Consider the following 14,054-nt stretch of genomic DNA (forward strand, 5'->3'; position numbering starts at 1 on the left):
CTCCTTGCGTTTCCGCAAAACCTTTTTGCCGAACTCTGGCTTCCAATTGGCATTTTCGCAAGATAGCCTACTGCAAAATTCAACCTTGGGAGAGGATAATGCGCGAAATCGGCCACTGGATCGACGGCAAGGAAGTTGCGGGCACTTCGGGCCGCTTTGCCGATGTCTACAACCCCGCCACGGGCGAAGTGCAGGCCCGCGTGGCGCTTGCCACGCCCGCCGAACTGGACGCCGCCGTCGAAAGCGCGGCCAAGGCGCAGATCGGCTGGGCCGCCACCAACCCGCAGCGCCGCGCGCGGGTGATGATGAAATTCGGCGAACTGATCAATGCGAATATGGACATGCTGGCCGAGCTGGTCAGCGTCGAACATGGCAAGACCCTTCCCGATGCGCGCGGCGACGTGCAGCGCGGGTTGGAGGTGATCGAGGTCTGCATGGGTGCGCCCGCCATGCTGAAGGGCGAATATACCGGTGACGCCGGCCCCGGCATCGACCTCTATGCCATGCGCCAGCCGCTCGGTGTGGTGGCGGGCATCGCGCCCTTCAACTTCCCGGCGATGATTCCGCTGTGGAAGATGGGCCCGGCGCTGGCGGCAGGCAATGCGATGATCCTCAAGCCGTCCGAGAGGGTGCCCTCGGCCTCGATCGCGCTGGCGAAGCTGGCGCAGGAGGCCGGGCTGCCCGATGGCGTGCTGCAGGTCGTCAACGGCGACAAGGAAACCGTCGACGGCATTCTGGATCACCCGGTCATTCAGGCGGTGGGCTTTGTCGGCTCGACCCCGATTGCGCAATACATCTATGCCCGCGCGGCGGCGAACGGCAAGCGCGCGCAGTGCTTCGGCGGCGCCAAGAACCACATGATCATCATGCCCGACGCCGATCTGGACAAGGCGGCGGATGCGCTGATCGGCGCTGGCTTCGGGGCTGCGGGCGAACGCTGCATGGCGATCTCGGTCGCGGTGCCGGTGGGCGAGAAGACCGCCGACGCGCTGATCGAACGGCTGGTCCCGCGCATCGAGAAGCTGAAGGTCGGCCCCTATACTGCCGGCGATGACGTGGATTATGGCCCGGTCATCACCAAGGCCGCGCAGGACCGGATCAACCGGCTGATCGCCTCGGGCGTGGATCAGGGCGCCGATCTGGTCGTCGACGGCCGCGACCTGAAAATCCAGGGCTACGAAGACGGTTTCTTCTGCGGGCCCTCGCTGTTCGACCGGGTGACCCCGGACATGGAAATCTACCGCGAGGAGATCTTCGGGCCGGTCCTGTCCACGGTCCGCGCCGACAGCTACGAGGACGCGCTGCAGCTGATCATCGACAATGATTACGGCAACGGCACCTCGATCTTCACCGCCGATGGCGACACCGCGCGCGATTTCGCAAACCGGGTGAATGTCGGCATGGTCGGCATCAACTTCCCCATCCCGGTCCCGCTCAGCTATTACAGCTTCGGCGGCTGGAAGAAGTCGGCCTTCGGCGACCTGAACCAATACGGCCCCGACGCCTTCCGCTTCTATACCAAGACCAAGACCGTGACGGCGCGCTGGTTCTCGGGCATCAAGGATGGGGCCAGCCTGAACTTCAAGGCTCTGGACTAGGACCGTTGCAGGGCGGGGTTGTCCCCCGCCCCTTTCGACTGCAGAAAGGCGCCAGACCAACACGAAAGACATGAGGGGGAGAGCATGGATTTCGCACTCAGCGAGGAACAGCAGGCGATTTTCGACATGGCGCGCGATTTCGGCGCCGAACACATCGCCCCCTATGCCGAACAATGGGAGGCCGAGGGCACCATCCCCAAGGCGCTCTGGGCCAGGGTGGCCGACCTAGGCTTCGGGGGCCTCTATGTCAGCGAGGAATATGGCGGCGCGGGCCTTTCACGGCTGGACGGCACGCTGATCTTCGAGGCGCTGGCAATGGCCTGCCCGTCGGTCGGCAGCTTCCTGTCGATCCACAACATGTGCGGCGGCATGATCGAGAAATTCGGCTCGGACGCGGCGAAGGCAAAGTTCCTGCCGGACCTGTGCAGCATGTCGAAGATCTATTCCTACTGCCTGACCGAACCGGGATCGGGGTCGGACGCCGCCGCGCTTCGCACCCGCGCCCTGCGCGGCAATGAAGGTTTCCGGCTGAACGGCACCAAGGCCTTCATCTCGGGCGGGGGCTATTCGGATTGCTACCTGACCATGGTGCGCACCGGCGAGGACGGCCCCAAGGGCATCAGCGCGATCATCGTCGAAGACGGGGCCGAGGGCCTCAGCTTCGGGGCGCCCGAACGCAAGATGGGCTGGAAGTCGCAGCCGACCGCACAGGTGCAGTTCGACGATTGTCTGGTGCCGCTGGAGAACCAGATCGGCGAGGACGGGCGCGGCTTCGCCTATGCGATGGCGGGCCTAGATGGCGGGCGGCTGAACATCTCGGCCGGGGCGCTCGGGGGCGCACAGGCGGCACTGGACAAGACGCTGGCTTATATGGGCGAGCGTAAGGCCTTCGGAAAGACGCTGGACCAGTTCCAGGCGCTGCAGTTCCGGCTGGCGGACATGGAAACCGCCCTGCAATCGGCGCGGATCTTCCTGAGACAGGCGGCGGCGAAGCTGGATCAGGGCGCGCCCGATGCGACGAAATTCTGCGCCATGGCCAAGCTTTACGTCACCGACCGCGCCTTCGAGGTCGCCAATGGCTGCCTGCAGCTGCATGGCGGCTATGGCTATCTGGCCGATTACGGGATCGAGAAGCTGGTCCGCGACCTGCGTGTCCACCAGATCCTCGAAGGCACCAACGAGATCATGCGTCTGATCGTCAGCCGCACCCTGCTGGCGGAGCGCGGCTGATGGACGACCTGATTATCCGCAGGGATCGCCGCGCCGGGCGCATCACCTTCAACCGCCCGCAGGCGCTGAACGCGCTCAGCCATGACATGGCGCTGGCGATCCACGCGGCGCTCAATGACTGGCGCAACGACCCGGAGGTCGATCTCGTCATCATCGACGCCGTCGGCGAGCGGGCATTCTGCGCGGGCGGCGACATTGCCGCCGTCTATCACGCGGGCCGCGCCGGCAATCACGCCGAGGGCGCGCGGTTCTTTTTCGACGAATACCGCATGAACGCGGCGATCGCCGATTATCCGAAACCCATCCTGGCCTTCATGCAGGGCTTCGTCATGGGCGGCGGCGTGGGCGTTGGCGGACATGCCAGCCACCGCATCGTCGGCGACACCACCCAGATCGCCATGCCCGAATCCGGTATCGGACTGATCCCCGATGTCGGCGGCAGCTGGCTGCTGGCGCAGGCACCGGGGCGGGTGGGCGAATATCTGGCGTTGACCTCGGCCCGCATCGGCGCGGGCGACGCGCTTTATGCGGGTTTCGCCGATTACTACCTGCCCGAAGCCGAATGGCCGGCGCTGATCGACCATCTGGCGGATAGCGGCGAGATTTCGACCGTGGTGGGACAGGCCCCCCCGCTGGCGCCCTTGGCCGATCTGGATCTGTCAGCCTTCGAAGGCGCCGACATGGCCGAGATCGTCGCCCGTCTGGAAGAACGGGGCGACACGGAAATGCTGAAGCCCATCCGGCGCAATTCGCCCCTCTCCATGGCGGCGGGGCTGCGGCTGGTGCGTGAGGCGCGTGGCGATGCGCGGATGCAGGAAAGTCTGGCGCGCGAATATCGCTTTACCAGCCGAGCCACCCGCGACAGCGATTTTCTGGAAGGCGTGCGCGCCCAGATCATCGACAAGGACCGCAATCCGCACTGGGCGGCGGATGCCTCGCCGGCTGCGGTGGACGCGATCCTCGCGCCACTGGGTGCGGATGAACTGCATTTCGACGTATGAGGAGAGGGAGGTCATGAAGATCGGTTTCATCGGGCTGGGGAATATGGGCATGCCCATGGCGTTGAACCTGACGCGCGCGGGCCATGAGGTGCGCGGCTTCGACGTGGTTGCGGTGCCGGAAATCCCGCTGGGGCAGGCAAGCTCGGCCGCCGATGCCGCGCGTGGGGCCGATGTGGTCATCACCATGCTGCCCAATGGCGAGATCCTGTCCCGCGTCGCGGCCGAGATCATCCCCGCGATGCAGCCCGGCGCGGTGCTGTGCGACTGTTCCACCGTTGATGTCGACAGCGCGCGCGCGGTGGCGGAACAGGCCAGGGCCGCGGGGCTGGGGGCGCTGGATGCGCCGGTCTCGGGCGGGATCGCCGGGGCGGCGGGCGGCACGCTGACCTTCATGGTCGGCGGCGACGAGGCCGCCTTCGCGACGGTCAGCCCGCTGTTCGAGACGATGGGAAAGAAGGCCGTGCTGTGCGGCCCCTCAGGTGCGGGCCAGGCGGCGAAGATCTGCAACAACATGATCCTCGGCGTGACCATGATCGCCACCTGCGAGGCCTTCGCCCTGGCGGAGAAGCTGGGCCTCGATCCGCAGAAACTGTTCGATGTCGTCTCGACCTCGTCGGGATCAAGCTGGTCGGTCAACGCCTATTGCCCGGTGCCGGGCGTCGGGCCGCAATCGCCCGCGGATAACGACTACAAGCCCGGTTTTGCGTCCGAACTGATGCTGAAGGACCTGCGGCTGGCGCAGATGGCCGCCGAGTCGGCCGATGCCGATACGCCCATGGGCTTGCTTGCCTCCCAGCTTTATGCGCGCTTCGTCGAAGATGAGGACGGCCGCGGCCGCGACTTTTCCGCGATGCTGCCCAGATTTGCGCAACGACACCGCAACAGCTGACGCCTCAGCGCAAAAAGCCGCCCGCGTCCCGGAACCAAAAACCGGAACGCGGCGTTGCGGCCTATAGAGGTAAGAAAAAACCGAGCAGTCTGTGTTATTGCGCAACTCCCTACTTGCCCTCGTCGCCTCGGCGACGGTGATCGGCGTGTCGCTTGTTGACGACGGCCTTCGCAGCAACGAAGCCGCCGAGGCGCGCACCGAGGTCATGGTGGGCGAGACCGCGATGCCGGGCCGGCTGCATGTCATTTCACATCCCGGTCGTTATGGGCTTGGTCCGGATCTGCCGGGCAGCATCTATGGCGTGGTCGACGGGATGCTGGTCCGCATCGACCCCAACACGCGCGAGATCCAGTCGGTGATCCGCCGCGTGGACCGTATTCTGGATTAAGCCGCCGGATCGCCGATCAGCGCCCGCGCCGCCTCGCGCGCCGCGTCGGTGATCTGCTCGCCCGACAGCATCCGGGCGATCTCATCCACCTGTTCGGCCCGGCTCAGCGCATGGACACGGCTGGTGGTCATGCCATCCTCGACCTGCTTGGCGACGCGGAAATGCGTGGCCCCCAGTGCCGCCACCTGCGGCGAATGCGTCACCACCAGCACCTGGGCGTCCTCGGCCAGCCGCGCCAGCCGCCGCCCGACCGCATCGGCCGTCGCGCCACCGACGCCCCGGTCGATCTCGTCGAAGATCAGCACCAGCGCCTCGTTCCCGCGCGCGAGGCTGACCTTCAACGCCAGTAGAAAGCGCGACAGCTCGCCCCCCGAGGCGATCTTGTCCAGCGGCCCCGCCGGGGCGCCCGGATTGGTGGCCACGGTGAATGTGACCGCATCGCCCCCCTCCGGCCCCGGTTCGCCTTCGGAAATGCGGGTCTCGAACACCGCCCGCTCCATCTTCAGCGGCGCCAACTCGGCGGCCATGGCGGCATCGAGCCGCCCCGCCGCCGCCACACGTTCCGCGTGGACGCGCGCGGCCTCGGCAGCATAGGCGGCCTCGGCAGCGCCCAAGTCGGCCCGCAGGCGTGCCAGATCCTCGGCCCCGGCATCCAGCGCGGTCAGCCGAGCGCGCAACGTTTCGGCCAGATCGGCCAGATCGTCGGGGATGCTGTCATGCTTGCGCGCCAGCGCGCGCAGGGCGAACAGACGTTCCTCGGTGGTTTCCAACTCGCGCGGGTCGAAGGCCATGTCGCGCAGCGCATCTTCGACCCCGGTCGAGGCCTCGCCCAATTCGATCAATGCCCGCGACAGCGCCGAGATCGCCGCATCAAGCCGCCCCTCGGCCTTTTCGGCCGCACCCTCCAGCCAGCGCCCGGCATCGATCATCGCCCCCTCGGCCCCGTCGGGACCCAGCGCCTGCATGGCGCGGGCGACATCGCCCTGAATGCGTTCTGCCGCCTGCATGGTCCGGCGCGCGGTATCGAGGCGCGCGTCCTCGCCCGGCTCGGGGGCAAAATCGTCCAACTCCTTGACCGCATGACGCAGGAATTCCTCCTCGGCGCGGGCCTTTTCCAGCCGTGCCTCGGCCTCGGTCAGCGCACTGGCCACGCGGCGGCGGGCGGTCCACGCCTCGCGCAATGGCGCCAGATCGGTGCCAGCGAAGGCGTCCAGCAGTTGACGGTGGCCGCGCGGGTTCAGAAGCCCGCGATCGTCGTGCTGGCCATGCAGTTCCACCAGCGTCTCGGACAGCGCCCGCAGCACCTCACCCGAGGCGCGGCGGTCGTTGATCCAGGCGGTCTTGCGGCCGTCGGCGCTGTTGACGCGGCGCAGGATCAGTTCAGCCCCCCCTGCCTCAATCCCGGCATCGGCCAGCACGGCACGGGCGGGATGGCCTGCGGGCAGATCGAACACGGCGGTGACCTCGCCCTGATCGGCCCCGGCGCGCACCAGTTCGGCGCGGCCGCGCCAGCCCAGCACAAAGCCCAGACAATCCAGCAGGATCGACTTGCCGGCCCCAGTCTCACCGGTCAGCACGTTCAGCCCGGCGCCGAAATCCAGTTCGAGCCGATCGATCAGCAGGATGTCGCGGATATGCAGCTCGCGCAGCATGGGGTTACCTGCCCGGAGGCACCTTTACAGCCACTTGCCCTGAATGACCTGCCGATACACATCGGTCAGCCAGCTTTTGCCCTGCGGGGTCGCCTTCAGGCCACGGCCGCGCAACTGCGCATAGGCGTCCTGATAGAAGGGCGAGGACTGGAAGTTGTGCCCCAGAATGGCCCCTGCGGTCTGAGCCTCGTCGGTCAGACCAAGCGCCAGATAGGCTTCGACCAGACGCATCAGCGCTTCGGGCGTGTGGGAGGTGGTCTGGAACTCCTCGACCACGACGCGGAAGCGATTCACCGCCGCCGTGTAATGGCCGCGCTTCAGATAGTAGCGACCGATTTCCATTTCCTTGCCGGCGAGGTGGTCGAAGGCGAGGTCGAATTTCAGGATCGCGCTGCGCGCATATTCGCTGTCGGGATATTCCTCGATCACGTCGCGCAGGCTTTGCAGCGCCTGGAAGGTCAGGCCCTGGTCGCGACCGACCTCGTCGATCTGGTCGTAATAGCTGAGCGCCAGCAGGTATTTCGCATAGGCCGCGTCGTCATCGCCCGGATAGGTGTCGATGAACCGCTGGGCGGCGCCACGGGCCTCCTCGTATTTCTTGCCCTTGTGGTAGCCATAGGCCTGCATGATCAGTGCCCGCTTGGCCCATTCGGAATAGGGATAAAGGCGCTCGATCTCGGAGAAGTAGTAAACCGCGTTGTTAGGTCTGCGGTTGTTTTCCAGCTCATACTCGCCGCGCTTGTAGATCTGCTCGGCGGTGAAATTCTCGACCGGAACACGCTCGCTGGCGCGGTCGCCATCACGACCACAGGCCGCCAGAACAGCGCCCGCCAGGGCCATGGCGATCAGAGTTTTGGACGATACGAAGGGGACCATCGGAACCTGCCTGTCTGAACTTGCACACCGGTTAACGAGTCGGCCCCGCTGCGGCCCGGCCGTCCTAACACAGAACATCAGGGGGCGCAAAATGGCAATGTGGTGATTTTACCGTAGCTTGCGCGGGCTCGCGCAAGTGTCAGGCAACGGCCGTCAGGGCCGGCGCATTGACCGGGCCATAGGCGGCAACGCCAGCGCCCGGCAGCCGGCATTCCAGATCAGTCGCGCAGGTTACCCATTCCCAGGCATCCGGGTCGGCGAACAGCGCCCTGAGCAGCTTGTTGGTCATCGCATGGCCGGCGCGGTTGCCGGTATAGCGCGCCAGCAGCGGCGCACCCGCCAGCGCCAGATCGCCCATGGCGTCCAGCATCTTGTGACGCACGGCCTCGTCCTTGTGGCGCAGGCCGCCGGGGCTCAGCACCTTGTCGCCGTCGATCACAACCGCATTCATGTAGGTGCCGCCGAGCGCCAGCCCGTTGGCGCGCATGCTATCCACGTCCGACTGCCGGCAGAAGGTGCGGCTGTCCATCAGCTCGCGCACGAAGGCGCCATTGGCCATGTCCAGCACCTTTTCCTGACGCCCGATCGCGGCATCGCTGAAGTCGATGTGGAAATCGATTTCCAGATGATCCGCCGGGCTGAGGCGCGCGAAGGCCTCGCCGTCGCGGTATTCGACCATGCGTTTCACCCGGATCGCCCGCAGCGGTACGTTCTGGCTGCGGATGCCCATGTTCAGGATGCCCGCGACGAAGGGCGCCGAGGAACCGTCGAGGATCGGCACTTCCGGCCCGTCGATGCGGATCACCGCATTCTGGATGCCGGTGCCCGCCAGCGCAGCCATCACATGTTCTATCGTCGAGACGGTAGCGCCGTTGCCGTTGTCGATCAGCGTGCACAGCTGAGAGGGCATGACGTTGGACCACAGTGCGGCAATGCGGTTGCCGCCCGGTTCCAGATCGGTGCGTTCGAAGATGATCCCGTGTCCGGCAGGGGCCGGGCAGATGTCCATGCGAACAGGCGCACCGGTATGAAGGCCGACGCCCCGGAATTCTGCCGCTTTCGCAATGGTTGCCTGCATGGTGCTTCTCATCTTCTTCTGTCTGCCGGAGAGAACGCTTCCCCGTATCATCCAGTTAGGATCGCAGGCCTGCAGCCTCAATTAACGTTTTGTGACTCTCTGTAACATAGGGGGCGCCAAAAACGCCGGGATTCCCGTGGATTGCAGCATTTCAACGAAAAAGGGCCGCCATGGGCGACCCTTTGTTACAGTCCTGCACACGCGTCCGTGACTGCAGGCGCGTGGCCTCGTGATCAGTTGGCCTGACGGCGCAGGAAGGCCGGGATCTCGGCATTGCCGGTCTGCGAATCGTCGGCCAGGTCGTCGAAATCGGTGTCCAGGTTGCCCTGGCGGCGGGCCGAGAGGCGTTCGCTGACGCGATCCGCGATCGACGCGGCCGAGGGTTTGTCGCTGGCGCCGTGGCCCGCCATCCGCTCGATCATGCGGCCCAGACCGGCCATGCGGCTTTCGCCACGGGCCGGGGCTTCCGGCTCGGGCTTGCGGGCCGGGGCAGCCGGCGCACGGGCGGCAGCGCCGGGTTGGGCAGCGGCGGCGCGGCGCATGCGTTCCAGCACATCGGCCGGCGGGGTGCCGCGCGGGGCAGCGCCACGCGGCGCGACGAAGTTTTCAGCGCTGTCCCCCAGCGGATCGGCGGGCGCCTGCGCGCGGGCCGGTTCCTTCGGCTGATAGGCCGGGGCCGGCATGTCGTCATCCAGCGAGGCCTGCGGGGCCAGATCGACGCGTGCCGAAGCCGCCGGCGCGGTGCGGCGCGCCGGAACCTCGTCATGATATTCTCCGCGCGGCGCGGCATATTCCGCACGCGGAGCGGGCGCGGGCGCCGGGGTCGGCGCCGGTTGCTGGGCGACGGCATCCACCCGGCGACGCGGGGCGGGCGGCGCGGCTTCTTCGACCGCGGCGTCGATGCCCGTGGCCACGACCGACACCCGGATGGTGCCTTCCATGTTCGGGTCCAGGGTCGAGCCGACGATGATATTCGCCTCGCTGTCGACCTTGTCGCGGATGATGTTCGCGGCCTCGTCAAGTTCGAACAGGGTCAGGTCGGTGCCGCCGGTGATGTTGATGAGAACGCCCTTGGCGCCGTTCAGGCTGATCTCGTCCAGCAGCGGGTTGGCGATCGCCTTCTCGGCGGCCTGCACGGCGCGGTTCTCGCCGGTAGCTTCGCCGGTGCCCATCATCGCCTTGCCCATCTCGTCCATGACGGCGCGCACGTCGGCGAAGTCGAGGTTGATGAGGCCCGGACGCACCATCAGGTCGGTCACGCCCTTGACGCCCTGATACAGCACGTCATCCGCCAGCGCGAAGGCTTCGGTGAAGGTGGTCTTTTCGTTCGCCAGGCGGAACAGGTTCTGGTTCGGGATGATGATCAGCGTGTCGACATGCTTTTGCAGCTCGGCGACGCCGCTGTCGGCCTGACGCATCCGCTTGGTGCCTTCGAACTGGAAAGGCTTGGTCACGACGCCGACCGTCAGGATGCCCATCTGGCGCGCGGCCTGCGCGATGATCGGTGCCGCGCCGGTGCCAGTGCCGCCGCCCATCCCGGCGGTGATGAAGCACATATGCGCGCCCTGCAGGTGATCGACGATGTCCTCGATCGTTTCCTCGGCGGCGCGGGCCCCGACCTCGGGCTTGGCGCCGGCGCCCAGACCTTCGGTCACTTTCGGACCCAGCTGGATGCGGCTTTCCGATTTCGACTGCTTCAGCGCTTGCGCATCGGTATTGGCGACCACGAAGACGCAACCCTCAAGCTGCTGTTCGATCATGTTGTTGACCGCGTTGCCGCCTGCGCCGCCGACACCGAACACGGTGATGCGGGGCTTCAGATCGTCGTCGTCGTTCATCATCAGATTGAGGTTCATGGTTTCCGCCTGTTGTTATGAGCTGTGACCAGATGCCTCGCGCCCGGTCGAATCCCCCGCATTACAGTCAAGCTTACTCAAGCCGCGGGCTATCGTCACCCGAAAAACATCAGCAAAACGCAAAATATTGTGGGTAAACGAAGGGTGTCAGGCGGTATCTTGCCGACACCCCTGAATATAGGGGAAACGGCAAATTACCCCACCACCAGTGATTTCAGATGCCTATCACCAATTGTTGCGAAACCAGCGATAGGCGCGTCGCAGACTGCGCGCGGGATAGGTCTCTGTCGGGGTCTCGAAGTCCCACCACTCGTCCTGCGGATGGGCCGCAAACAGCGCCAGGCCCACCGCCGAGGCGAAGTTCGGCCCGGTCAGCTGATGTGGCAGGCCATGAATGCGCAGGGGGCGCCCGATGCGCACATTGCGCCCCAGCATCCGCGCCGCCAGCCCGTCCAGGCCGGGGATCTGGCTGCCGCCGCCGGTCAGCACGACCTGCTGGCTGGGCATGTGGTCGAAGCCCGCGGCATCCAGAATTGCGGCGACCTCCTCCAGAATTTCCTCGACCCGCGGGCGCATGATGCCGATCAGATCGGCGCGGCTGACGCTGCGCCGGTCGGTTTCCCAATCGCCGGTCTCGCCGCCCAGTTCGATGAATTCGCGATCGTCGCGGCCGGTCGCCTCGACGCCACCATTCAGCGTCTTCAGGCGTTCGGCCACGGCCATCGGCACCCGCAGGCCCTTGGCGATGTCCTGGGTCACCAGATCGCCGCCCATCGGCACGGCATCGGCGAAGATCATGTGCTTACGCACGAAGATCGACACCCCGGTCGCGCCGCCGCCCATATCGACGCAGGCGGCGCCCAGCTCCTGTTCGTCCTCGACCAGCGAGGACAGCGCCGACATATAGGATCCCGAGGCGATCCCGGCGAGTTCCATGTCGCAGCGCCGGATCACATGGATCAGGTTGTCGATGGCATCCCCGTCCACGGTCAGCACATGCATGTCGACGCCGAGCGCCTGCCCGGAATGCTCGCGCGGGTCCATCAGCCCGCTGCGCCCGTCGACCATGAAATTCACCGGCTGGGCGTGCAGCACCTGCCGGCCGCGCCCGAAATCGGGCACCTCGCAGGAGGCCAGCACCTGGGCGATGTCGCCCTGTCCGACCTTGCCGTTCTTCAAGGCCGACTCGCCCGCCAGCCCGTAGGAGGCGGGCCGCGCACCGGCGATGCAGGCGATGGCGTGGTCCACCCGCACACCCGCCAGCTTCTGTGCGGCCTGCACGGCGGTGCGGATGGCGCGCTCGGTCTCGGCCATGGTCTCGATCTCGCCGAAACGCACGCCACGCGAGCGTGTCGTCGCCGCCCCGATCACCCGGAAATTCGACTGCCCTGCCATCGGCCCGACGCCGTCGGTCTCGCGGTAAACGCCAGGCCCGTCGAATTGCAGCACGAAACAGGCGACTTTCGAGCTGCCGATATCCAGCACCGCGATCACCCCGCGCTGAAGGGCGGCCTGACGCATATTCCGCATCGCGCGCTGCTGCTGATAGATGTCCTTCATCGCCCGTCCCCGTCCCTCAGCTTTTCTTGTCGTCTTTTGGCAGTTCGCGCCCATCCGGCCCCAGCAGCGGCCGGCCCTGAATGGCGCGGATCCGGTTCTGCGCCGCGATACCCACCCGCACCACCGGCCGGCTGCCATCGCGCAGATCCACGACCGAGATGTCGCGGCCCAGCATATCGTCGGCCTGATTCAGCGCGATGGCGCGCTCGAGCGCCGCGACCGGCGCATTGGCGGGCAGCAATATCCGCTGGCCGCGATCCAGAACCAGATCCCAGCGCCGTTCGCCCACACGCTGAAGCCCGCGCACACGCGGCAGCAGCGGCCCGGCGGCGGCAAAAAGCTGCACGGCCTCGCGCGCGGCCTTGTCCGCCCCCTCGCCCGCGATAAGCGGCAGTTCCGAGCGCACTGCCCGATCCGTGACCGAGGCCACGCGATGCCCCGTCTCGTCCAGCAGCTCGATCCCGCGGGCATGGCGCCACAGCAGCATGGGCTTGCGTTCGGACACCTTGGCCGCCAGCACGCCATCGGGCTTGATGCGCAGTTCCACATCCTTCACCGCGTCCAGCATCAGAATGTCGTTGCGCAGCTGGTCCAAATCGATGTCGAAGCTCGACGCGGGCAGATCCACCGGCAGCATCATACGCAGCGCCTTGTCGACCGGGCCGGAAGCGCCGTCGATGGTCATCACCTTGACCATGAAGCGTTCGCGGTTCTGCACCGCCTCGACCATACCGGTCAGCCCCCCCGCGAGGCTGGCGCGGCGGTTCTCGTCCGACAGCCACAGCAAGGACAGAAACGCGATCAGAAAAGCCGGCAGCCCGATCCGGGTCAGGCGGCGGAAAGCGGGCGTCAGCCACATCCGATGCAGCCGGTAGGCCAGCCGCGAGGGCGCCGGATCGCGCTTGGGCTTCGTCGCCTGCGGCTGCGGACGCTGCCAGCCCTTGCGCGGCGGCGTCGGCTGCGGCGAGAAGCCCGGATCGTTGTTGCGATCTACCCCCTGCACAACGCGTCCTCGACCAGCCAGCTGACCAGAGCCGGAAAATCCATGCCCACCGCCGCCGCCTGTTCTGGCGCGAGCGAGGTGGGTGTCATGCCCGGTTGGGTATTGGTTTCCAGCAGATACAGGCCCGCAAGGCCGCGCGCATCGTCCCAGCGGAAATCGGTGCGGCTCATGCCGGTGCAACCCAGCGCCTGATGGGCGCGCAGCGCGTAATCCAGACAGGCGGCGGTGATCTCGGCCGGGACCTCGGCCGGGACCACATGGCGCGAGCCGCCCGGCTTGTATTTGGCATCGTAATCATACCAGCCATCGGTGATGATCTCGGTCACACCCAGCGGGCGGTCGCCCAGCACGGCCACGGTCAGTTCGCGCCCCGGCACATAGGTTTCGACCATGACTTCGGGCGGCATCTGCGCGCCAATCACGGCGGGGCCGTTTGCCCCTTCACGCACGATATAGATGCCGACGCTGGAACCTTCGGAATTGGGCTTGACCACATAGGGCGGCGGCATCGGATGTTCGCGGCGTGCCAGATCGGTCGGCACGATCACGCTGTCGACCACCGGCAGGCCGGCGCTACGAAAAACATCCTTCGAGCGCGTCTTGTCCATCGCCAGCGCCGAGGCCAGCACCCCGGAATGAGTATAGCGATAGCCGAGCCAGTCCATCAGGCCCTGCACGATGCCGTCTTCGCCCCAACGGCCATGCAGCGCGTTGAATACGACATCGGGTGCAGCAGCAGCCAGACGCGCGGGCAGATCGCGCCCGGCATCTATTTCAATGACCTCATAGCCCGCCTGCCGCAGCGCCTTGGCGCACTCCGCCCCCGAGGACAGCGACACCTCGCGCTCAGCCGAGGGTCCGCCCAATAGGACTGCGACTTTTGGGGCTGTCCTGCTCGACTCGCCCGTCAATTTCGCCTCTCC

The 14,054-nt window shown here is 66.4% G+C and carries 12 protein-coding genes; 5 read left to right on the top strand and 7 right to left on the bottom strand.

Annotated elements, in window-relative coordinates; all coding sequences use genetic code 11:
- The first annotated feature begins 98 nt into the window (after positions 1-98).
- The 5 genes from H1S04_RS05590 (at position 99) to H1S04_RS05610 (ending at position 5,106) form a co-directional block, all read left to right on the top strand.
- Positions 99-1,598, top strand: coding sequence for a CoA-acylating methylmalonate-semialdehyde dehydrogenase (locus H1S04_RS05590; RefSeq protein WP_181744536.1), 1,500 nt, complete (start codon positions 99-101; stop codon positions 1,596-1,598).
- A gap of 84 nt (positions 1,599-1,682) precedes the next feature.
- Complete coding sequence (locus tag H1S04_RS05595; protein WP_181744537.1) at positions 1,683-2,828, top strand: acyl-CoA dehydrogenase family protein; 1,146 nt, start codon at positions 1,683-1,685, stop codon at positions 2,826-2,828.
- On the top strand, positions 2,828-3,829 hold the full coding sequence (locus tag H1S04_RS05600) for an enoyl-CoA hydratase/isomerase family protein (protein ID WP_181744538.1): 1,002 nt from the start codon (positions 2,828-2,830) through the stop codon (positions 3,827-3,829). Before H1S04_RS05595 ends, H1S04_RS05600 begins: the two co-directional genes overlap by 1 nt.
- Positions 3,759-4,718, top strand: coding sequence for a 3-hydroxyisobutyrate dehydrogenase (mmsB, locus tag H1S04_RS05605; protein ID WP_255435456.1), 960 nt, complete (start codon positions 3,759-3,761; stop codon positions 4,716-4,718). Before H1S04_RS05600 ends, mmsB begins: the two co-directional genes overlap by 71 nt.
- Before the next feature lie 91 nt (positions 4,719-4,809).
- Complete coding sequence (locus H1S04_RS05610) at positions 4,810-5,106, top strand: hypothetical protein (RefSeq protein WP_181744540.1); 297 nt, start codon at positions 4,810-4,812, stop codon at positions 5,104-5,106.
- On the opposite strand, the gene recN is transcribed toward H1S04_RS05610, so the two are convergent.
- The 7 genes from recN to H1S04_RS05645 all read right to left on the bottom strand — a co-directional run bounded on the left by recN (position 5,103) and on the right by H1S04_RS05645 (position 14,042).
- Positions 5,103-6,758 carry a DNA repair protein RecN gene (gene recN / locus H1S04_RS05615; protein WP_181744541.1) on the bottom strand — a complete coding sequence of 552 codons (1,656 nt, stop codon included), beginning with the start codon at positions 6,756-6,758 and terminating at the stop codon, positions 5,103-5,105. The two genes, H1S04_RS05610 and recN, sit on opposite strands and share 4 nt — an antisense overlap.
- 24 nt (positions 6,759-6,782) lie before the next feature.
- A complete protein-coding gene (locus tag H1S04_RS05620) occupies positions 6,783-7,634 on the bottom strand; it encodes an outer membrane protein assembly factor BamD (protein ID WP_181744542.1) in 852 nt (283 codons plus the stop codon).
- A gap of 139 nt (positions 7,635-7,773) precedes the next feature.
- Positions 7,774-8,712: a UDP-3-O-acyl-N-acetylglucosamine deacetylase gene (lpxC, locus tag H1S04_RS05625; protein WP_181744543.1), complete on the bottom strand. Its 939-nt coding sequence runs from the start codon at positions 8,710-8,712 to the stop codon at positions 7,774-7,776.
- Between the two features lie 233 nt (positions 8,713-8,945).
- Positions 8,946-10,568 (bottom strand): cell division protein FtsZ, encoded by a 1,623-nt coding sequence (gene ftsZ / locus H1S04_RS05630; protein WP_181744544.1) that lies wholly within the window; start codon positions 10,566-10,568, stop codon positions 8,946-8,948.
- A 225-nt stretch (positions 10,569-10,793) separates the two neighbouring features.
- Positions 10,794-12,128 (bottom strand): cell division protein FtsA, encoded by a 1,335-nt coding sequence (ftsA, locus tag H1S04_RS05635; protein WP_181744545.1) that lies wholly within the window; start codon positions 12,126-12,128, stop codon positions 10,794-10,796.
- Between the two features lie 16 nt (positions 12,129-12,144).
- Positions 12,145-13,131: a cell division protein FtsQ/DivIB gene (locus H1S04_RS05640; RefSeq protein WP_298946423.1), complete on the bottom strand. Its 987-nt coding sequence runs from the start codon at positions 13,129-13,131 to the stop codon at positions 12,145-12,147.
- Positions 13,119-14,042, bottom strand: a complete 924-nt coding sequence (locus H1S04_RS05645; RefSeq protein WP_181744546.1) for a D-alanine--D-alanine ligase — start codon at positions 14,040-14,042, stop codon at positions 13,119-13,121. The genes H1S04_RS05640 and H1S04_RS05645 overlap by 13 nt, the downstream gene beginning before the upstream one ends.
- Positions 14,043-14,054 lie beyond the last annotated feature (12 nt).

Origin of the sequence: Paracoccus sp. S1E-3, assembly GCF_013868135.1 — a bacterium.
In the GTDB taxonomy this organism is placed as follows: domain Bacteria; phylum Pseudomonadota; class Alphaproteobacteria; order Rhodobacterales; family Rhodobacteraceae; genus Paracoccus.